Raw genomic sequence first — 22804 nt, 5'->3', positions numbered from 1 at the left:
AAGTATTCTCAGGATATCCATGGTTCCATCAAGAGAAGTTTCTAGATGCAGAGATATTCCCTTGGAGTGTTAATTTATGGTATAGTACAGAAATTTTATCTGAGGATTTTAAAGCGAAGATTAGCCCTGAAAAATATCAAAAACAAAAATTTGAAGATGCAGTTGCTGAGGTTCCCTTCTTAGAAGGTGAAAGTGATCTGCAAATGAAGCAACGTCAAATGTCTTACATGTTTATTACACGTTTCTTGCCATTTATGCTTGAACGAAAAGATCGCACAAGTATGATGAATGGCTTTGAAGTACGAGTTCCATTTTGCGATTACCGGCTTGTAGAATACTTATGGAATGTCCCATTCGAAATGAAAAGCATAGACAATATTGAAAAAGGTATTTTACGTAGAGCTTTTGAAAATGTACTTCCAGAGGATGTACGTTATCGTAAAAAAAGTGCATATCCAAGCACTAAGGATGCCTCTTATCTACAAGGTATTAGTGATTGGATGTTACATGTGTTGAACAATCCTGAATCACCTATTTTGCCATTAATTAATGTAGAAAGAGTTCGTGCTATTGCAGAAGGAAAAGACGAAGTAATTTCAGGTAATGATGCACGAGGTATAATAGATTATTTACTTCAAGTTAATAGTTGGCTTCAGGAATATAATATTAAATTAGTATGATAGATGTAATTTTCAAATAAAGAGAATAGCTGAAACATCAATGACCTAAGTGAACCGCACCTCCAATTTATTAGATAGTTATCTAATAATTGGAGATGCGTTTTTATTATTTTGACTTGTAATAACGCTAACCCTTTAATAAATAGGTAGGTATTTATGGTTGCCTTTCTATTTTTTAGAATTGTTTTAGTGAATCAAAATTTCAATTCTGTATACATCTTTTGTACTAGTAGACCTAAGTCTAAAAGTATGTACAATTACACCATTTGACTAATGGGTAAACTTTACAAACTGTTATATACTAGTATTGTGTCTTGCCTTTTTAGGTGCAGTACACAGCCGGTGATTGGCTAGTGGATATCCTTCCATTTTGCCAGTGCCGGTTTTTTGTTAGATAATAGAGAAAATGAAGTTTTTATAAGGAAAGAAGGGGTTGTTTTGAAAGATGTAAATTCTATCTTTATGAGAGAAAAGATTGCTAGTTCTTATCTTTATTTTATTTCTTTTCTTGGTTTGGTTACTATAACTATCTCTTTACTTGAAATTAAAATCCCTTCTCATCCAACAATACTAATATTATTGTTACTATTTATGGGGATTGCAGAGTATTTTCCTGTAAGATTTTGGAGAGGAACTAGCTCGCTTACCTTTCCGATAATTTACGCTATGAGTTGGCAGTTTGGAATCCATATAACTATTGTTGCTATTGTACTCGTCACGCTAATTATTCACCTGTATCGTCGTTCACCGATACAAAGAATGTTATTTAATAGTACTCAACATGCACTTAGTTTGATTTTTGCCCAATGGTTTTCAAACAAATGTATGTTCTTATTAATTAATAAGATAGAAATGTCAGTTCTGTATGAAAATTTAATATCTTTGTTATTATTTTGCGTGTTTTTTTGTTTTTTCAACAACCGCTTTTACGATTTGTTAATGATACTTCTTCCGCAGCCATATTCAATTTATCAATGGTATAAAAAAACTATTACGGTATTTCTTTGCGAAACTTTTGGTTTCTCTTATACGGCACTGATGCATGTACTAATTAGTACATATAGTGTGGAAGTAAACGAGGTTACAGTACTGTTTTTCTTTTTTCCACTTGTAGCAACTTCCGTTATTAGTTCTTTTTCTGTACGGATAAGGATGGAGAAAGAACGATTATATGAGTTATTTCTTATTACGACCGAAATTAGTCGAGGATTAACCGAAGGAAACTTGAAGCATATTAAACAAGCACTTAAAGGTTTTTTTGGCATACAAGCATATGCAATATGGACAAAAGATGATGGAAACTGGAATATTCTATTAAAAGATGGGAAAGTTCGTGCTGATATTTCTGATCATTTAGAAAATTACGATACGTTTGAGGGACTTTCTAAAAATCTTGTATTTAATGATTGGAAAATTGGTACGGCTCCTGGAGATGAAATATTTGAAAGTGTCATACGCTCACTTGTATATTTTCCTCTTATTGTTAATGATGAACTAGTCGGAATGTTTGTTGCAGGGAAAAGCAGAAATGCGGGCTTCTTTCCAGAAGATGTACAGTCGTTAGCTACATTTTCTAACCAATTAGCTAACGTAGTTAAAACAAGGATATTAATTTCTGAACAGGAAAAAAGAATGATTTTAGAAGAAAGAAATAGAATCGCCCGAGAAATTCATGATGGTATTGCACAAACATTAGCTGGGGTAATATTCCAACTAGAATCCGCGCAGAAAAAATACCGAGATAAACCAATTGATATGCAGCAAGTAGTGGAGAAAAGCATAAAAGATTTAAGAGGAAGCCTAGGAGAAGTTCGCTATTCTATTTATGCTTTAAAACCATATCCGACACAACAATTAGGCCTTAAGCAGGCGATAGCAAGTAAAATAAAATCTTTAAAACAAGAATATGGACTAGATATTACATATCATGAAAGGGGTCATGCACGTGCGCTTAGTTTTTCAAAAGAAAGGGTTATTTTTGATACATTACAAGAGAGTTTGCAAAACATTGTAAAACATGCGCAAGCAAAAAAGGCTGATGTTTTACTCAGTTATCAAAGTGAGCACGTGCTTTTAAGAGTTAAGGATAATGGAGTTGGCTTTTCACTATTTGAGTCTATGGTTAAAACAAAGAATGAGCCACATTATGGTATATTACATATGAATGAACAAGCTGACCAATTAGGGGCTACTTTACAGATTGATAGTTCTGTAGGGAAAGGAACAGAAATTACACTGTTAATTCCAGATTCACAAACAAGGGGTGCGTAAAATGATTAAAATATTAGTAGTAGATGATCATGCTTTTTTACGGGATGCAATTCGAAGCATACTAGAGGATGAATCTGATATGAAAGTGGTTGGAGAAGCTAGCTCTGGGGATGGAGTATTGGGAAAAGTAGAAGAATGCAGACCAGATTGTATTCTGATGGATATTAACCTTCCAGGGAAAAATGGGATTGAAGCTACAGAATTAGTGAAAAAAAAATATCCGAATTGCCGAGTACTTGTGTTTACAATGTATGAGCATGATGAGTATTTAATGGATGCACTTCAGGCTGGTGCTGATGGTTATTTATTAAAAGATTCATCATCAGAGCAGGTAGTAGCAGCAATTCGAATGTTATATCGAGGCGATTCCGTAATTCATCCGCGTATGACAAAAAAATTAATTACATATCATCAGCAAAAAATGAAAGTAGAATCAAATGAAAATGAACTGACGGAACGTGAAAAGGAAATTCTCTTTGAATTAGTAAAAGGACTTAGTAATAAAGAAATTGCTGAAGTTCTATATATTAGTGATAAAACAGTTAAAATTCACATCAATAAAATTTTTAAAAAACTAAATGTCAAAAGTCGATCGCAAGCAGTGATTTATGCAGTTCGAAATCAATTGGTTCCGTTGGATTAAATAAGAGATCTTTCAAAGAACTATCATGTTGCTTTATTCTGTATTACAAAGAATAGAGGACAAGATAGTTCTTTTGTACTATGTAGGCATAGAATTCTTAGAGAAAAGATACTCCTTTTGTTTAATTTTCAGAATAATCAAAACGTGAAATAATAAAAATAGAATTACATTTTAATCTTGTTAATAATTCATTTTGTGAAAATCCTTTGTTGAAAATAAATGATGGGGGGCTCTTATAGAAAGAGAAAAGTGAGTGATTAGCTATATGAGGTATGGGGATGGTAGTAGTGTTGGAAATCTTTCATGATACAAAAGATTAAGATTAATAGAGTTTCCAATGCTAAATGGGAAGTTAAGAATCAATTTGTTTCAAAAAATAATAGTAATAATGGGGAGATGCAATATGAAACGAGGGAAATTTGGAAAGATTCTTATTGGAACGTTAACAGCTGGAATGTTATTGTCTCAAGGAATTCCATATAACGTATTAGCGGAAGAGGTAAATACATCTACTTTAACTGGAATTGATGATGCAAATGCTATCTTGAAAGACCTGACAAAGGAACAACGTAATGCCTTAAAAACGTTAGATACAAAACCAGGTTTTATTATTTCGCCAGGTATTAATACAGCAAGTCCTAATAATGTGAATGTGATTATAGAGTTTAAGCAAGCACCTAGCAAAATCGAGGTATTAAAACAAGCGGCTAAAGGGAAAAAGGTAGCTCTTTCAAATGCGGAACAAAAGGTAGAGGCATCACATAAAGGGTTTAAAGCAGAGCTTGAACAGCTTCAAAAGAATAAAGAGAAAGGAACAAATTTAAAATCTGCAAAAATAACAAGAGAATATAAGAATGCCTTTAATGGTGTAGCGATTTCGTTACCTGCGAACATGATTGAAGACTTAGTTCGTACCGGTATCGTTAAGCGCGTATGGGAAGATCATGAGGTTAAAATTGATTTGCCGAAAGAAACAGCTAAGACTGCTGTTGAACCAAAAATGGCAGATAGTGTACCGCAAATTGGTGTGGACAAGCTGCATGATGAAAAAATAACAGGTAAAGGAATTAAGGTAGGTGTACTGGACACAGGTATTGATTACAACCACCCGGATTTGAAAGCTGCATATAAAGGATATCGTGCAAAGCAAGGTGAAGATCCAAGCAAAATAGATCCGAACTCAATAAAAGGATGGGACTTTGTTAATAATGATGCTGATCCAATGGAGACAACGTATAAGGATTGGCAAAATTCTGGAGGATATCCTGAGATTTATGAGGGGAGTGCATATTATACATCCCATGGTACGCATGTAGCTGGGACAATTTCTGCAGACAAACAGAATAGTGTGGATTATGCAGTGAAGGGTGTTGCTCCAGATGTAGATTTATATTCATATCGCGTATTAGGTCCATATGGAAGTGGACAAACAAGCGGTATTCTTGCTGCGATTGATAAAGCGGTGAAAGACGATATGGATGTTATCAATTTATCACTAGGAGCGTCTATTAATGATCCTTTATATCCTACTTCTGTCGCAGTGAACAATGCGATGTTAGCTGGTGTTGTTACAGTAGTAGCAGCAGGTAATAGTGGTCCGGAAGAAGGTACCATTGGATCACCTAGTGCAGCGGCACTTCCAATTACAGTTGGAGCCAGTGATGCTGCAATGACGATCCCAACGTTTTCTATCGATGCAGGTGATTTACATGTGGATAAGATGATGCTACTTGGAAAAAGCTTTACTGATAAGATTGAAGATTTGAAAGGTCAATCCGTATCAGTTGTATATGCAGGGCTTGGAAAATCAAATGATTTTACAGGAAAAGATGTAAAAGGAAAATTAGCTCTTATCCAACGCGGTGAGATTACATTTGATGAAAAAATTAAGCATGCTAAGGAAGCAGGCGCAAAAGCGGTAATCGTATATAACAATGTAGATGGTGAAATTACAAGTTATCTTGGGGAAAATACTTCGTCTATTCCATCGTTCCGCTTAACAAAAGTAGATGGTGAGAAATTACAAGCAAAAGCTGTACAAGGAGATGTGTCGTTAGCGTTTGGAGAACTAAGTAATATAAAAACAGAGGGAGATCACTTAGCTGATTTTAGCTCCCGCGGTCCTGCAACTAAGACAGATGATATTAAGCCAGATATTGTAGCACCAGGTGTGTCTATTTTCTCAACTGTTCCTGAATATATTAATGATCCAAAAGATGGAGAGAATTATCCGGTAGCGTATGGACGTATGTCAGGTACCTCTATGGCAACTCCTCATACTGCAGGGGTAGCGGCACTTATTTTACAAGAACATCCAAAATATAGTCCATTTGAAGTAAAAGAAGCACTCATGAATACCGCAGTTGATTTAAAGGAAGAGCGTTCTGTATTTGAGGTGGGCTCAGGGCGAATTGATGCATATCGTGCAGTTCATGCAGATACATCTATCGAGGTTGTTGATAAAACATCAAACGTTGTAGGTGATGAAGAAGTAGAAATTGAAGAAAAAACAGGTTCTATTGCATTTGGGTATAAAAATCAAATTGAAAATGGGCCTATTAAAGATAGTCGAAAAGTTTTAATTAAGAACAGCAGTAAAACAGATGGAAAAGAGTTTAAATTAGAGGTAGAATTTTCACCTACAAGTGTAGGTGTGCAAGATGCAGCGAAGAATGGTGTGAAGCTAAACGTACCAGATTCTATTAAAGTAGCTCCTGGTGCATCAGAGGAAATTAGCCCTGAAATTATCATTCCAGAAAACGCTGAATTTGGTAGATATGAGGGCTATATTCATATTTTAAATAAAAACAATGGAAAAGAAGTATATCAAGTACCATTTGCAGTTAAATTCACAGAAAAAGGGATTGCGTCTGTAGATTTACTGAGAGATGCAATGGCAACAGATGCTTCAAAATTCCATCCATTTATGGAAAGACCAAGTTCGCCGTTGACATTTAAATTAAATAGTCCTCTTGAAACCATTGATGCAGTTGTGAAGGACCGAAAGACAGGGAAGGCATTAGGAGTCGTTGGTACACTTAATGCAAGTAGTCTAACACCGAATGTTGAATATATGATGTTTTCTGGTATGGGAGGGTATGTACTTCCATTCACAGGAGATCCAGCTCATCCAATTGCGGATAAACCTGTTATGTTGCCTGATGGAGATTACGAATTGAACTTCGTTGGATATGATAAAGAAGGAAAATCTTATACAAAAGGCGATAGCATTATCATTGATAATGTAATACCTGAAATGAAATTTAAGGATGTACAACCTGGTATACACGAAGTCAATGATTCTATGTTTAAAGAAGAAGACGGCCAGCGTGCATTATGGGTGCATGGTAATATTTATGATTCTACAGTAGATGCATTAAAGGCAAAAGGCTTGCAATATGATCAAAGAGCGAATCAAATTGTATATTATCAAAACTCAGCCTTCCCATCAGGTTGGTTGAATACAATTCAAGCAAATGGTGATTTTAAATTTGGAGTACTTCCAGAGGAAATAAATGAACCATTAAATTTAAAATTATTTGGATATGATCTTGCAACTGCAGGGAATATGGCAACTGGATATAAAGATTACGTCTTTGTAAAAGAAGGGACAGAATACGCTGTTCCAAGTTATGACAAAGATAAAATCAAATTAGGAGAGAAAATTACGTTAACTTTGAATCTTAATAATGTAAAACAGCTTATGTCAGGTACATTTGAAATTCCTTATTACAAGCAGCTATTTAAATTTACAGATGTGAAACCAAATCCAGCACTTACGGAATATGTAAAACAACATGGACTGAACCTTAAATTAGAGGATCCGAAGATAAGTGAAGAAGGAGCTTGGGAAAACAAGGTGAAAGTTGGCGCATCATTGGAAGGAAAAGAATTTAAAGGATTAGATGGAGATACACCATTTTTAGATGTTACATTCGAGATGACGAACGATGAATACTTTAATGATTTAACTGCATTTGGAGTAGATAAGTTCTATTATACAAAAGCTGGTGCATCAGAAGGCATTGAGATTCCTGCGTTTAAAGATAAATCTTTTGCTATTGTTTCGAAACATTCAACGGTTACAGGATATATTGGCCCGGAAGCTTTCTTGAATGAAGAGGGATATTTAGGTAAGAAAGACTATACAACACTAGGAGCAAAAGTGTACGCAGTTGGCAAGGATGGAAAGAAATATACAGGAACGATTGATGATAACGGGCAATTTGAAATTCATAGTGTCCCAGTAAGCGATAAAGAATATGATATTTTCGTAGAAATGCCAGGTCATTTAAATAGTAAATTAGCAACAAAAATAGGAAAAATGCAGGAGGGAGAATTAGTGGGACAAAACTTTAGAGCTGACATGGATGATAACCTTGCAGGTGATGTAAACGGCGATAAAATGGTGGATATTCAAGATGCTAGAATAGCAGCTTTATCGTATGGAAAAGGAAAAGTATCTGTAAAAGATGGAGATATAAATCAAGATGGTGTTGTAGATGAAACAGATATTCGTTTTATTGAGAAAAACTTCTTGAAAAAGGGTCCAGATGCCAAAGAAAATCAGAAACCGAAAGAAAATGTAGGGCCAGTGACGTTAGATAAAATCTTACGTTCTATCGGTTTAGAGCCCAAAAAATAAGTGGACAAACTTCTAGAGTAAATAAAGTAATCAGACAATGAATAGTAAATGAAATGAGATTGGCTAACAAATGACCGGTAATGATTTACGGTAACATTACCGGTCATTTTAAGAGTCATAGTCGTTTAGGTACATGAAGTAACTAGTTTAGAGTAAGTTCGCTTTCATTATGGGACAAGGTAGTTGCTTAATTATTATTGTTGTTGTTTATGGGATGGAAATAAGGTTTGTAGTTTAAACTTTAAAAATAGGGGGATTTGTGAAATGAGTATGAAGAAAAAACTTGGTATGGGTGTTATAACTGCAGCGCTTGGCTTATCTTTAATTGGCGGGGGAACATATGCGTATTTTAGTGATAAGGAAGTATCACAAAACACATTTGCAGCGGGTACTTTAGATTTGAGTGTGAATCCTGAAGTTGTTATTAATGTCGACAATCTGAAACCAGGTGATGAAATGGAGCGTGGTTTTCAATTAGTTAACAAAGGAACCTTAGCAATAGAAGATGTGAAACTCCTGACAGATTACAGTGTAATCGATACGAAAGGAGATAATGGAAATGCTGATTTTGGTGATCATATCCGTGTTGATTTCTTGTGGAATTTGGATAAAAATGAGGTTCCAATTTGGTCTACTACATTATCTGAATTAAAGGTAGCTACGCAAAATGGAAGTATTCCTGATCTTGTACAAAAAGGTGTGGTAGACCGAGAAGGAAATGGACTTGCTCCTGGTGATGATGATACATTTTATGTAATGTTCACATTCGTAGATAGTAGGGAAGACCAAAATGTATTTCAGGGAGATGCATTGAAATTAAATTGGACTTTTAATTCCATGCAAGCAAGCGGTGAAGAAAAGTAAGTGTAATAATTTGTATACTATATGTGTGAGACATATCGTATACAAATGAAAAGAACTGTTTTGAAATGAAGGCGTTTATCCTCAATGGTAAAACTCCTTATAAAAATATGGGTGAAAAACTTGATGATGATTTCCCTTTTAAAACACATCGTAAAAATATTTTGCGATGTGTTTTGTTGTAAGTTGGAGAGTACAGAAATATTAAATGATTATCCAGCTTTTGAGATACTTTGAGGGAATTTAGCACCTTACGCTAGCTTAGCAGCTTTCCTGTCCCTTTTATCCCCAAGAAGACGTAATCCAGTTATGTATTGGAGAAACGGTGAAGAAATAGAATCCTTAATTGATATGGAATTTTTATCGTAATGTGGAAGAAAATCAGTTTTGGAAGGTGCTGAATTATATACCATATTCATTGACAAGGGAGAGAAAAGAAGTAAAAAGGGGGATATACTCATCACCATCAAGCTAAGATTTTAGAGGCCCCCATAACGAAAGTTTTATATCTTTACGGATATATATGAGAATTAAGCTTGTTTTTCCGTTTTGTTGAATAATAAATTACTTAACTTGATAGTGATTAGAAAAACCCCTATATTAAGGGGATTTTGTTTTTTTACATGACGAAATGCTTAAAACATAATATAAAATAAACATGTTTGATTTTTATTCATGTTTAATCTTTATAAACATCCATTACCTTAAACGTTTGACAAACTAGCATTAAGTCTGGAGTAAAATTAAGTCCATATCGACTTAATTCCCAAGTGAAAAATTTAACGTGCTCACTATACCAATAATCATAACTTAAATCCCCTTCACCCTCAGATCTTGCAAAACTATTTGTTACTTCATTCATTTGTAGTAAATCGATCTTTGTATATTTTATAATTGCTAATGGGTTATTGTCTCCATCCAATACAATATCGTACTGACCAACTTTTTGAATTTCTTCCCCTTCAAGCTCATAAACACAATGTGCAGCGCATGTTCCTGTTTTGATTCCTTTAACAACTAAACCTCCTAATTCATCTCCCATTTCTTTGGAACCATCCCCAAACATCCATGCATCTGGAACACTCATGTTTAACTCATTATCTTTAGCATACATATACCAATATTCTTCTATCTTATTAACCGACATTAGTCACTTACCCCCTGAGTGTTCGAATATTCCGAATTTAACACGTAGCCTATTATCTGTCAATATTTTATAAGAACTTGCAATACATCTACATCAATAAATGTTTATAAAAAATATAACTCTTTGTAAACATATTTTCCATTCTGTATATTAATGCGAATAAACGAAACTCATACTGTTATTCTGCTGAAATCGTTACGGAAAAGTAAAATAGTGGATAAAAGAACAAACTATAAATGGTTTTATTTACCAATAATATTTTCTTTGTTTCGTAGCATATTAAACGTACAGGAGGTGATATATGATGGCAAACAATCGTAACAACTCTTTAGTGGTACCAGGTGTACAAAGCGCACTGGATCAAATGAAATATGAAATTGCACAAGAATTCGGGGTACAATTAGGCGCGGATTCAACTGCAAGAGCGAACGGCTCTGTAGGTGGAGAAATCACAAAACGTCTCGTTGCTATGGCAGAACAGCAACTTGGTGGATATAACAAATAATGCTAGGTATAAAGTAGAAAAAGGAGAGATTATATCTCTCCTTTTTTGTTGTGTATTCGATTATAAATAGTATATTTGTTATCTTTCTTGTCTCTCATTATTTGTTTCTTCCAGCGACTTAGAAACGGATTCTTGCATACGAGATTCTAATGGTTGTATTATTTTATTTGATATAGCAAGTGCTTGATCCGCATACTTATTCGGGAACATGTTGCGCAAAGTAGGTTCATTTTCAGCACCATCTCCTGGTTCACGGTAATCTTCAATGATGTAATCATCCCCATTTTTTGTGACTGTCACACGGACTGGAAGTAAATGTCCTGCTTGAGGAACTGTCTGTGTTTCGCGGTTATATCCTTGCATGAGGGAATGGAGGTAGACATACATTTTTTCATCCTTCATCTCAGTTCCATAGATTACATGCGTCTCAAATTGTTTTTCTGTATGATTTAATTTGTCTTGATTCCAGGCAATGATACTTTCTGAAATAAGGGAATCTAGTTTGCTGTTAAGCGGAATATCCGTTACATCCTTTGCCTCATTTTGGACAGAATCACACCCTGTTGCAATGAAAACGAGTATGACAATGCTTACGGTAATCATTATCTTTCTCAAAATCTTATTTTCATATGTTAATGCAAAACGTTTGCTCATCAATTCACTCCATTTCTCTTTGTACTAATCATCCACTGACATAAATCTTTTATATGACAATAGTAAAACCGACTTCAAACTAGAAACTTATTCTATCCAAGGAAATATATTGCATTATATAATACATACTATACCATTCTTACACATAACGGGAGAAACTCTATGAGAAAAGTTATAATGTATTGCGGGATCTTTATTATGATTCTTTTAAGCGGTTGTATCCGTTTCGGAAAAGACACTACAGATACCATTTATCTCATTCCAGAAGCATACGAAGGAGACCTATTGGTACTATATAATGTGCCAGGAGCTGAGTTGTTGCCAGAAGAAGATGGGTTTCGTGTTGTTACTTTTTCTGCAGACGGGACCGCAGTAACATCAACACCTAATATGAAATATGGAGAAGTCAACGATACCTATTACACGGTTAACAAGGAAGGAAAGCGCACCAAACTTGACGAAAGCTGCATACGCGTTGGTTCAAATGGAAGCACTACTGAAAACATTGGTGAAGAAAATGAGCATACTTTCTCATACGCGAAATTGGAAGTTACAACTAGTGCTTGCTCACAAAACTTTTCATCCTATGGCAGAGAAGTATCTGAAAATCAAGAACATCCTGTAGAGAAGAAATTGAGGGAATTATTGGTGCTCGTAAAAGAGCAGTATATGAAAGTGAAATACTAAATTTTCAAAAGGGTGAATGGATGGATGATGTTAGGGATAGGGTTGATTGTAGTAGGCGTTTTACTTGTCAGCGTTGTATCTTACCGAGAAATAAAGAAAGCAGGGGGCGTAACCTGGCTTGAAATTCTGATATATCCCTTTGGATTATTAATAGGCGCGTTACTCGAACACTTTGATCTACCAGAGTTTTTAATATTTTTAGGTTTACTATGTATTGTATTTGGTAGCTGTATGGTCATGGGCTTCAATATTCTATAACATTAAGAGCAAAGCATCTAGTTCCGATGCTTTTTTATTTTATTTTGTAATTTTTATTTTCAATATCTATCAAACTGGCTACCCAGACATACAGGGTTCCAAGTGCTGGTAAAAAACTCAGCCAGTTGAATGTATTCTCTATAATATAGAATGAAATAAAAATGGATGAAAAATAAATAGACAATGGAAGAAAAATGTATACGTCACGTTTTAAAGATTTTAAACTTTGCACTTTATTCACCTCAGCTTTTCTGGCATTATGTTTTAAATAAGAACCCGCAAGTTTGCAGATTCTCTTGGTGATGATTTTTAGATATGTAACTCGATTCTAAAAATAGGGTATATTGAGTCACTATAAAAATCAAATATTAATTTTCTAAAATAATCCTATGCAAATCTTATTGAGTTAGAAACACAGCCCGAATCTTAACAGTTGTAAATGGATCTAATTCGTTATCGGCCATACCAGTATCCGCATCTTAACCAATGACAAATCCTATCATCCCTTTTAAAATACCAACATGGATTGTTGCATCCACATTAACTGTTACAAATTTCATCACATTTAATTTCGTTTCTATCGTAGTCTTGGATTTCCCATGTGGTCATGCGTTCTGTAAGCTAATAAAAAACGCACCGTAACCCAGTGCGTTTCAGACAAATATACCTATATGTTTTAATTTGTAATTTGGAAGGAACCACCATAATAATATGAATTGTCTACTTTTAGTACTGCCACATATGTACCTGGTGTGTAAACCGTTGTAATTGGTGTTGTGAACTTAGAATAGTAGTGGTGCCCAGCCTCACCTGCAGAAATGGTTTTGTAGCGTTGCAATTTACCTTCTCCGTTCAATCGATAAATCTTTACAACACCTACATCTTTTCCGCCTATATACACCGTCGTATCAAACGTACCACCTTGTTTTAACGTACCAGGGGCTAATTCTTGTAGATATTCCACATTGTGATGCAATAAGAAATACGTCTGCCATGGCCAATCATCCACAACAGCTGAAGCTTGCTTAATCGTATTTACTTCAGCGCGCGCTTTATCAGGTAGCGTACTGTCTAAAACGATAAAACCCGAAAAGGTTAAGGCACCAATTAAAGCAAATGAACATAATTTTTTCATATTAAATTCCTCCCGTTTATCTGACATTGTCACAGTCCACTTACAGGTATTAGGTTGTCATCCATTAATTGGATTATCATTCTAAAATCAATATATCATTTTCTTTCAATTTAATCAAATTAGAATTTTCTAACGAATAATGAGGCTAGATAAAATTCTACCTTTCTCCGTTTTTTTTATCATACAGAAGAAAGAACAGAGGTGATAAAGAATTTTTATTCCTCTCTCTTTTCAAACTAACAATATTTCCCGTTTGTACGGTACGAGACAATATTAAACATAAAATAGACAAGAAAGGTGACTTAAATTAGCGAATATTTACATATAATCTAGGAGATGCAAGCTTAACATTTCATAACGGATCGATGGTGCCGTTTCAAGATGGACAATGCGCTACAACAAGTGGCATGTTGTATTTTTTACTATGATGTTTTCCTCCAAGTGCGACAGGAAACACCCAGTATTTTTATTCGTAATCATCCAACAAAGAAAGAGGGATACTTGTTAGAACACACAAGAAGTATCCCTGATTATTTCCATAAATTCTGGTATCATCAAACAGAAATTGCAGATCTATTCTAGAAAGATATGTTTGTTCGTCTGGAAAAATATTAGTTTGAAGTGAAGAAGTCTTACGAAGAAATAGTAACAGAAACGACATAAAATCATCATCGGTTCCATTTCAACAGACTCCGAATCTGACAGTAATTTTGTTCTGTTTACTCATGAGGTAACGGAAGAGAATTTAGAAGAACTTGCTACAATTGCTCATCAGTATACAGAGGATACCATCCATTGTTACAATTACGGCAGTGTAGAAAAAGTAGGATAAAAGAAGAAAACATACTGTTCCAAATTAATATTCCGTGTGTTTTTTTGAACATACATCCCTTAATTTAATGTATATATTGAATATATGGATATATTGTGTTATGATGTGAATTAGAAACTCGCGTGTTTCAAATACAACATTTTTATCTTCTTGATGACCTCTTATCTTTCCGTAAGAGGTCTTTTTTTATCCCTCCTCATTTGCATAGCCGTTAAAATACTATGAAAAGATACTAGGAGACTACTACACTGTGATATTCTCTAGTATTTTTTCTTTATCCATATTATCTATTGTTGAGTAAATGATTAATTGTTAATTTTTGTATAATCTTTATAAAATAATAAAGGGGTATATATGAATAGGTATGTCCTTTTTATGTAATGATAATGCGAATTGAAGCGTAATACTGAAACGGTAAACGAGAAGAATCAGGGCCGAAACAGATAGTAAGGAAAGTAAAACAGTAACAGCAGACAATACTTATAATGAAAACGTTCATAATGGACTGTCTATGGATGGAGAAAAAAATACGAAAAGATAAAAGGGGCAAATGAATATGAACAGAGCCTTTAAAGGTATCGTATTAGCAGGGCTAAGTGTAAGTTTCTTGCTAGCGGGTTGTACAATAGAAACATATGTCCTAACGCAGTCCAGAATATAAGCATGTAGATAAAGTATTCTAAGCTGATAAAATGGTAGAAGACAAGAAGACTATAGCGATGAAGAAATTGAAAGAGAACTAAGAGGTTTAGCATCCTGACTTTCTAAATAACATGAGTGTTTCTATAGAATGAATCCTTAGGAGGGCTATTGTGGAACCTTTAATCAATGGTATTTTATACTTTGTATTTTTTTTTGGAGCACTGTTTCTTATACTGGGTACTGCATTGGTTTTATTTATCGTGGCTGCATTACCAATAATCTGGAAGGAGAATCTATCATTTCTAATGATTAGTTTAGGTATAAATATACTTGTCATTCCATTGTCTTTTTTTATTGGCGGGATGGCAACAGATTCCCCTGGTAGTACGATGCACGATTTTTGGAAAGTATTTTTCTTTATTCAGGTAATTCCGTTCCCTCTAGTACTGCTATCTTTAGTTTTGTGGCTTATTCGTCGAAAAAAAGCAAAAGTTCATGTGTAGCGTTTTTAATGCAAATAAGCTGTCCGTTTGGGGAGCTTATTGTATTTATTACTAAACGTGATTATTTCCAAAATGAATGCAATAACACTATACAGTTAAATAGAAGGTGAAACATATTGAAATCTTATCAAACGTTAGCCCACTTGTATGCATTAGGACTAGGCTGCGGGCTTTAGGATAGAGAGGAGGTAATTTCATGATGCGATAGGTTGATTGAAGCAAATGATCACCCGCCATATGAAATTATGGAGATATCTTTAATGTCTAAAGCAAAGCTGATATATATAGAATCGGCTTTACTGTCATATAGCCGCATAGTTGATGAAAAATACTCGGTAAATATCCTTCTTTCTGTCTTAAATGAAAAGTTAGTAGCTCAGAAATGTAATGTGAAACAAGCTCTTACTTGCTCCACTCGTTTACTAGTAAACAGAGGCGTATATTGGGAAGAGGAATATTTTGATTTATACAGCCTTGATGATAGCTATGATATTGCACAGGAAGGGATCCATTTTAATAAAGAAGATGTGATTACTGCTTATATCGATACATTAGGTGCTTTTCGCGTCCATTTTAACGAGTTTGAAGATCTATATTTGCAAGTCATGAAACAGAAGTGGCAAGGGTGGAAGGCAGGAAAAGGAATCATTGAATCGTAAGAGTTACTTCCTGTATTTATCACCAAATTTATCTAGCCAAGACGAATCTGTCTTCGTGTTGATGAATTTTTGTCTCTTAATAACTTAATGCTATCATCTTTAATTTTTCCGACAGCAAGCAAAGCTAGTATTTTTAATGCATAATCAGACGCTTGTAAAGGAGCATCACTATTTAAATTTTTACCAGAGAGTAATTTATTTAATTAATAGAAAAAGGAAGGGACCTATTTGGCTCCTTCCTTTTTCTCATACATACATAACGCTTGTTGACAACTTATGAAATAATAGCATTCATCGCTATTAAAATATAGCACTAAAAGCGATTTAATGGATATGCAATTATACATATCTGTTTAATTGCATGAATGGGAACAAAATGATTTAACTCTTCCGGTATGGAAACAAATAGATTCAGGTATATTTAGGATAAGAAGACCTGATTATTGATTGCTGGTTAAATCATATTTCTACGTATCTGAAACAAATTATTTCACTGGATTGTATGTTATAGATGGTGAGGGATTTATGAAATGTAGATTGTTTCTTGGTTTTTTGCTCGTGATTTTACTTTGAGGATACATCGAAAAAGAAGTTACGTTATATACGATTCAAAAAGGGTATTAGTCAGTGCATCCAAAGACACGCTCCGTTTCCTGTTTCCTATCCTACTAAATTACCATTCCAAGCAGATTCCTTCTCTTTCAAACAATTCATCCATTGAATAAAGATAATTCCGTCATACGTATCGGAGGGCATGAAGCTTTCTTAATACCATTTGGAATATATTTCAATATACTTCCGATACTATAACAGATCGAAAATTTCTCTATTGGAGGTATATAATGGCATATCCATTTCGTAACTTAGTATTTGAAGGTGGCGGGGTAAAGGGAAGCGCTTATATAGGTGCCATCCGTGCACTAAATGAAGAAGGGATTTTACCAGAAATACAACGATTTTGGGGGACTTCAGCAGGAGCGATTACTGCATTACTTTTAGGTCTTTCCATTCCATTCGCAGATCTTGTAAAAATCCACAAAGACATGAATTTCAAAGCGTTTAAAGATGATGATTTTTCGATTGTACAAGATAATATTCGTTTATTTTTTGATGGTTTTGGTATCTATAAAGGGGATTTCTTCACTGAGTGGGTAGGAAAGATCGTTGAAAAGTGGACAGGGAGTAAGGACACAACCTTTCAGCAGTTATATGACAAAACAGGAAAAGACGTGTTTTTCCAAGGAACGAACATTTCTACACACCAGCTTCGTACGTTTTCTCGCGAAACGACACCTGATGTCCCGTTAGTAGTTGCTGTGCGGATTTCGATGTCCATCCCATTCTTTTTTAAATCTGTGGAATGGGATAAAGATTATTATGTAGACGGAGGTGTACTCGATAACTACCCAATTCGTTTATTTGATCGGAAAAGTTTTGTGAATAAAGAAGAACACTTCACGACCACAGATACGATTGACGAGGTTAATAAACTGGTAAGCAATACGGAGGATCATTCTACACTAAGAAGCTTACACACGAAATACAATGCATCTTTCTTTGATCCTGCAGATGAAATTGTCTACAACAAAGAAACACTGGGTTTCCGTTTAGAATCTCAGGCCGAGATTGCCATGTTAAAACATATCGCAACTTCAACAGAACATCATATTGGCCATTCTCTTATTCATTTTGCATGGAATTTGTCTCAAACGATGATCAAAGGTCATGAGAGCGGAAAAACAACCAAAGAAGATGCTGCCCGCACTGTATTTATCAATACATTCTTTACGCCGTCGTTTAATTTCGATATCACAGAAGAAGAAAAGAAAACACTCATGAATTCAGGCTATACTTCTACTAAAGACTATCTACATCAGTTTAATACGTCTGAAGTAAAATTGTTTAATCGACCATAAAGCCGAGTGCAATGCACTTGGCTTTTTTTAATCGTCCTGTAAATTCTTTTTTTAGCAGCTAATAAAAATTCAGATAGACTATGCATAGAACAAGAGAGAGGAGATAACAGAAAGTAATAAATATAAGTTTTGATGACTTCTTATTTTGTAAAACTAGGGTGTAGAAAGGATGAAACAGATGGAAGAAAAACGAATTGCAATTTTTGTAGTGGATGGCAATGTCAAAGTCGCGAGCAAACTCCGTGATGTTGTGTTAGATATTGTTGATTTTGATAATTTAGGAGAATACGTAGAGCCTGCTTTTACAGGGATATTGTATTAAGAACAGGAGGGAGTATGATTCCAAAAGAAGTAATGGTAGAATACGTCTCAATTTCCTGATTTAGCAAACCTGCTACCAACTGAAATTGTTGTTTATCCGGCTATTTGTCGGGCAGCCCGATTGGTGAGGGCTGATTAAAGTTTCACTTTATTAAATTGGATTAAGATATTCTTGAAATGAGGTAGTAACAAAACAGCTTTGTGGGAATTAAACAAAAGGCTGTTAAAACAATTAAAGTGTTAGTTAAAAAAGCTGATAGTGGAGCGAGAAGTAAACAATTAAAAGAACTTTACTACATATGTAACAACTTTTTTTCTTAACGTACGGAATTCTCGTTATGCATCACTATCAACTTAAGATCATGTATCTTATGATGAAAATAATTCTATCTCTCTATTCATTTATTCGAAGATTCTTAAAACTATTACGATAAAACGTGGATGTATTTATAATTATAGTTAGTTAAGCTAACTAATTATAGTTAGTTTTTCAACACAGGAATAGTTCAATAAAAAAAGAATCTGAAGCAAATTTGTTAATCTATAGGACGATTCCTCAAAGAATAGAGCTGTACGCAGAATGAATTTAAAAAAACGGCAGCGAAGGGAAACTAATTAAATGGCAGCTAAGTTTGTTTTATTTATGTTATGAGTATCTGATAATGCACGAGATAAAGAAATGGTATGTCGCTAATTACTTACTTTCTGTGCTTCTTGTGCATCATTAATTGAGGAGTAAAGTATTGGAAAGTTATTAAATAAAATACATGTAAGTATAAAAGCTAAAGTTGGAGAAGGTAGATAAATATGTTGGATTATTAAATTCAACATATTTTTACGGAATAAAAGTTAGTCTAGCTTATTATAAGTTAAACTAATTTAATTGAAAGAAGGTGAAAATTGTTTATTGTTTGTCTTAGTAATAATACAAATTACTTAAATATGCTGATTTCTATGGAACTTAAGAAATTTGGAACAAATAACAAGGAGGGTTTAATTAATGAATATTTCTAAAGAAAATAATCCTATTTTGGCGGTCGTTAGCTCCAGCGGTAATCAAATCCATTTCTTCAATGCGAAAAATTTTGAAAGAATAGGGGTTATAGATTCTCCAGTTACAGAACCTCATGAATTATGTTTCGATTCTAAGCGTCAATTGTTATATGTAAGTATTACTTATCGCTCAGGTTTTTATAGAAATAATCCGGAAAAAAGCCATGAAATTTTAGTTATCAATATTGATCAATTTAAAGTAATTGATATCATTGATATCTCGCCGGAATTTGCACCACATAGTTTAGTTTATAATGAAAAAAAAGACTTATTGTATGTAAGTGTTGAATCTGGTGAAGGAGGAATTTTAATTATTAATCCTAACACGAGAAAAATGCTAGATAGAATCTCTACAGAAGCAACAGGTCCATATTGGTTTGTTACGAATCCAGATGGTACAAAAGGATATTCCTCTAATAAAGAGGCGCCCTTTATATCGGTTTTAGATACACATGATAAGGAGTTAATTGGAAAAGTATCTATGCCCTATGGTAGTGAAGAACTAGCTATTTCTCCTAAAGGTAATCGAGTTTATATCCCTTCACCATGCATGTTTACTTGGAGACTACAAAGAGGAGCAACCTACACCTAGCATCATTAATACAGAAACCGATAAAATTATAAAGACAAAATCATTTTCAGATTTAATTACTCCGGTTCATGTAACGAATGATGGGAAAGTATTGGTAGGACATACGCGTTTTCAGAATAAGAATGGAGAGAGAACAAGAAATATGTTTTCTCCAGCACCAGGGTATGTTTCTGTTCTTGATGGAGAATCGTTAAATGTGTTAGGTACAATAGAAGTAGATTTACTCCCAATTACAATGCGTTCTTCTACGGACGGAACGGTTGGATATGTTTCTAACTTTAGATCAGGGACAATAAGTGTATTAGATTTAGTTAATTACAAGAATGTTCATACCATTGAAGTTGATCCAGGAGATCGAAATGCAGACCCTTCTGTAAATCAAGGAGCTCATGGTATAGCATATATAGAAAGATAAAATAAGAAAACGCTATTCTTTTTGTAGAAATTCACAGAAAGTATGGCGTTTTTTATGTATCTATTACTTTCTGATGAATTCCAATTAGGTCTATTTTTTGTAAATATGGAACAATGTTATTACTTACACTGTCTATTAAGCGTTAAAACATTTTTTATTAAATAAATTAAGAAAGGAATCATCATTTTTAACTAAGGGAGAAGATTGAATTGAAAAAATTATGGATGCTGCTTTTCGTTTGTTTCGCAGTTATGTTGGTAGGATGTAATAAAAACGAACCGCCAAAACAAGCATTTGAAGAATATATCAATTTATGGAATGATAAAAAATTTGCAAATATGTATGATTATTTATCAGATTATGGCAAAAAATCGATTTCTAAAAAAGAATTTACAGAAAAATATCAAAAAATCTATGAGGGGATTGGAGCTAAGAATTTAAAAGTTAAAATGAAAGGAGAGAATACGAAAGATAAAGAGCTTTTTCTTTTTGAAGTTAAGATGGATACGGATGTAGGACCAGTTTCATTCATCCACGAAGCAAAACTTGTGAAAGATAAAGAATCTTGGAAAATAGATTGGACACCGGACTTCATTTTCCCGGGAATGAAAAAAGATTACAAAGTACGTATGCAAATAGAGCAAGGAAAACGCGGAGAAATATATGATCGAAATGGAAAAGGGCTTGCAACGAATGGTAAAGCAACTGAGGTTGGAATTATTCCAGAGAAACTAGGCGAAACAGCAGCGCAAACGAAAGAAATAGTAGCACAATTACTTGATATGTCTATAGAAGAGGTCGAACAAAAGCTCACAGCGAAATGGATAAAACCAGACTCTTTTGTACCAATTGGTATTTTAAAAGAGGGAACCAGACAGAATGATTATATTGAATTAGAAGGAGTTTCATCTCGCCCAGTAAATATTCGTACGTATCCATTAGGTGAAGCAGCGGCACACTTAACTGGATATATAGGAAAGGTGAATGCGGAGGAGTTAAAATTACTTCAAAAACAAGGTTATCAAGCAGATGATTTAGTAGGTAAGACCGGTCTAGAGAAAGTGTTAGAAAATAAATTGCGTGGTGAAAAGGGTGGACGCGTATTTATAGAAGATGAGAATGGGAAAGAGATTAAAAACGTAGCAAAAAAAGAAGCAAAAGAAGGAGAAAATGTTACGTTAACAATTAATGCTGCAATTCAAGAAAAAATCTTTAATGAGATGAAAACTGAAGCAGGATCTAGTGCAGCGGTCAATCCTAAAACAGGTGAAACAATCGCACTAGTAAGTAGCCCTGCTTATAATCCAAATATAATAGTTAGAGGAGCATCGAAAGCCCAACGAGAAGCATGGAGTAACGACTCGAAACTACCAATGATGAATCGCTTCACACAAGCATTTGTACCAGGTTCCGTATTTAAAACGATTACAGGTGCAATTGGTTTGGAAACAAACACAATAAATCCGAAGGAAGAATTTAAAATTCAAGGATTGAAGTGGACAAAAGATTCATCTTGGGGAAATTACTATGTAACGCGTGTGAAGGATGCAAGTCCAATTGATTTTGATAAGGCAATGAAGTACTCTGATAATATTTATTTTGCTCAACAAGCTTTGAAAATGGGAAAAGATCAGTATGTAAATGAATTTAAAAAATACGGATTTCATGAAAAATTACCAATCGAATACGAATTTCCTATTTCAATCATTGCAAAAGATGGGATAAAAAACGATATTCAACTAGCAGACATGGGCTATGGACAAGGACAAGTATTAATGACACCACTTCATTTAGCATTAACATATGCACCGATTGTGAATGAAGGGAATATTCCGTCGCCACATCTTTTAAAAGAAGCAAAAGTAGCAGGGAATTGGAAAGAAAATGTGGTTTCTAAAAAGAATCAAGAGATATTAAAGAGTGCATTAATCAAAGTCATTAATGACCCTGATGGCGCAGGGAGAATTGCAAAGGTTGATGGTGTAACGCTTGCTGGTAAAACTGGTACAGCAGAACTGAAAGAGTCGAAAGAAGCAGACGGAAAAGAACTGGGATGGTTCGCAGCTTTCGATGCAAATGCGCCAGACATGATTGTTACAATGATGATTGAAGATGTAAAAGGAAGAGGAGGAAGTAACGTTCCAGGTGAAAAAGTAAAACATGTATTTCAGAAATAACACTTAATTATAAGGTGAATTTTTTTCGCTAAATTTATTACATGTTTGCTTAACTCAAAGATATAAAATGGGAAAATATAGAACAATTAAATTTCAAAAAAGCATTCTTTCTAATCGAGAATGCTTTTTTGCTGTGACTCTAGAAAAGTTGGCATTGTTAATGGTAAATAGAAAGGTATAGCAAATTGAAATGGACAAGTGGAGTGTT

17 protein-coding genes and 1 pseudogene are annotated in these 22804 nt (G+C 34.3%); 15 read left to right on the top strand and 3 right to left on the bottom strand.

Going from position 1 to position 22804, the window contains the following annotated elements; genetic code table 11:
* The 5 genes from C4S65_RS25150 to C4S65_RS25130 all read left to right on the top strand — a co-directional run.
* On the top strand, positions 1-680 hold a 680-nt coding region (locus C4S65_RS25150; protein WP_142391583.1), incomplete at its 5' end, for an asparagine synthase C-terminal domain-containing protein.
* A gap of 438 nt (positions 681-1118) precedes the next feature.
* The gene (locus C4S65_RS25145; protein ID WP_061667577.1) at positions 1119-2951 is read left to right on the top strand and encodes a sensor histidine kinase; all 1833 of its coding nucleotides are present in this window, start codon (positions 1119-1121) and stop codon (positions 2949-2951) included.
* Position 2952: 1 nt separating this feature from the next.
* Positions 2953-3594: a response regulator transcription factor gene (locus C4S65_RS25140; RefSeq protein ID WP_000590675.1), complete on the top strand. Its 642-nt coding sequence runs from the start codon at positions 2953-2955 to the stop codon at positions 3592-3594.
* 403 nt (positions 3595-3997) lie between these two features.
* A complete protein-coding gene (locus C4S65_RS25135; RefSeq protein ID WP_098838699.1) occupies positions 3998-8239 on the top strand; it encodes a S8 family serine peptidase in 4242 nt (1413 codons plus the stop codon).
* 264 nt (positions 8240-8503) lie between these two features.
* Positions 8504-9103: a TasA family protein gene (locus C4S65_RS25130; protein ID WP_000061949.1), complete on the top strand. Its 600-nt coding sequence runs from the start codon at positions 8504-8506 to the stop codon at positions 9101-9103.
* 676 nt (positions 9104-9779) lie between these two features.
* On the opposite strand, the gene C4S65_RS25125 is transcribed toward C4S65_RS25130, so the two are convergent.
* A complete protein-coding gene (locus tag C4S65_RS25125; RefSeq protein WP_098838698.1) occupies positions 9780-10247 on the bottom strand; it encodes an ASCH domain-containing protein in 468 nt (155 codons plus the stop codon).
* A gap of 304 nt (positions 10248-10551) precedes the next feature.
* Between C4S65_RS25125 and C4S65_RS25120 the strand changes: the two genes are divergently transcribed.
* Positions 10552-10752, top strand: coding sequence for an alpha/beta-type small acid-soluble spore protein (locus C4S65_RS25120; RefSeq protein ID WP_042973287.1), 201 nt, complete (start codon positions 10552-10554; stop codon positions 10750-10752).
* A gap of 78 nt (positions 10753-10830) precedes the next feature.
* On the opposite strand, the gene C4S65_RS25115 is transcribed toward C4S65_RS25120, so the two are convergent.
* Positions 10831-11406 (bottom strand): peptidase M56, encoded by a 576-nt coding sequence (locus C4S65_RS25115; protein WP_098516560.1) that lies wholly within the window; start codon positions 11404-11406, stop codon positions 10831-10833.
* A 162-nt stretch (positions 11407-11568) separates the two neighbouring features.
* Here C4S65_RS25115 and C4S65_RS25110 point away from each other — a divergent pair, with 162 nt between their 5' ends.
* Both C4S65_RS25110 and C4S65_RS25105 read left to right on the top strand, forming a co-directional pair.
* Positions 11569-12093 carry a hypothetical protein gene (locus C4S65_RS25110; RefSeq protein ID WP_001233338.1) on the top strand — a complete coding sequence of 175 codons (525 nt, stop codon included), beginning with the start codon at positions 11569-11571 and terminating at the stop codon, positions 12091-12093.
* 24 nt (positions 12094-12117) lie between these two features.
* Complete coding sequence (locus tag C4S65_RS25105) at positions 12118-12351, top strand: hypothetical protein (RefSeq protein WP_000979116.1); 234 nt, start codon at positions 12118-12120, stop codon at positions 12349-12351.
* 676 nt (positions 12352-13027) lie between these two features.
* Here the strand turns inward: C4S65_RS25105 and C4S65_RS25095 are convergent.
* The gene (locus tag C4S65_RS25095) at positions 13028-13486 is read right to left on the bottom strand and encodes a DUF5065 family protein (protein WP_098516561.1); all 459 of its coding nucleotides are present in this window, start codon (positions 13484-13486) and stop codon (positions 13028-13030) included.
* Between the two features lie 1644 nt (positions 13487-15130).
* Here C4S65_RS25095 and C4S65_RS34080 point away from each other — a divergent pair.
* The 7 genes and pseudogenes from C4S65_RS34080 to C4S65_RS25055 all read left to right on the top strand — a co-directional run bounded on the left by C4S65_RS34080 (position 15131) and on the right by C4S65_RS25055 (position 22596).
* A complete protein-coding gene (locus C4S65_RS34080; protein WP_000433528.1) occupies positions 15131-15463 on the top strand; it encodes a hypothetical protein in 333 nt (110 codons plus the stop codon).
* A gap of 116 nt (positions 15464-15579) precedes the next feature.
* A pseudogene (locus C4S65_RS25075) lies at positions 15580-16122 on the top strand (protein kinase).
* Positions 16123-16964: 842 nt separating this feature from the next.
* Positions 16965-18038 carry a patatin-like phospholipase family protein gene (locus C4S65_RS25065; protein WP_078993238.1) on the top strand — a complete coding sequence of 358 codons (1074 nt, stop codon included), beginning with the start codon at positions 16965-16967 and terminating at the stop codon, positions 18036-18038.
* 169 nt (positions 18039-18207) lie between these two features.
* Positions 18208-18360: a hypothetical protein gene (locus C4S65_RS34630; RefSeq protein WP_000812115.1), complete on the top strand. Its 153-nt coding sequence runs from the start codon at positions 18208-18210 to the stop codon at positions 18358-18360.
* Between the two features lie 999 nt (positions 18361-19359).
* Entirely contained in the window at positions 19360-20004 is a 645-nt protein-coding gene (locus tag C4S65_RS34625) for a hypothetical protein (protein WP_003306921.1), read from the top strand.
* A 142-nt stretch (positions 20005-20146) separates the two neighbouring features.
* Positions 20147-20419, top strand: a complete 273-nt coding sequence (locus tag C4S65_RS34620) for a hypothetical protein (RefSeq protein WP_000492602.1) — start codon at positions 20147-20149, stop codon at positions 20417-20419.
* Between the two features lie 209 nt (positions 20420-20628).
* Positions 20629-22596, top strand: a complete 1968-nt coding sequence (locus tag C4S65_RS25055; RefSeq protein ID WP_103945521.1) for a penicillin-binding transpeptidase domain-containing protein — start codon at positions 20629-20631, stop codon at positions 22594-22596.
* Positions 22597-22804: the final 208 nt, after the last annotated feature.

This window comes from Bacillus sp. ok061 (genome assembly GCF_900108285.1).
Classification (GTDB): Bacteria; Bacillota; Bacilli; order Bacillales; family Bacillaceae_G; genus Bacillus_A; species Bacillus_A thuringiensis_S.
The sequence above is the reverse complement of the archived record's forward strand: the minus strand, read 5'-3'. Positions and strand labels throughout refer to the sequence as shown.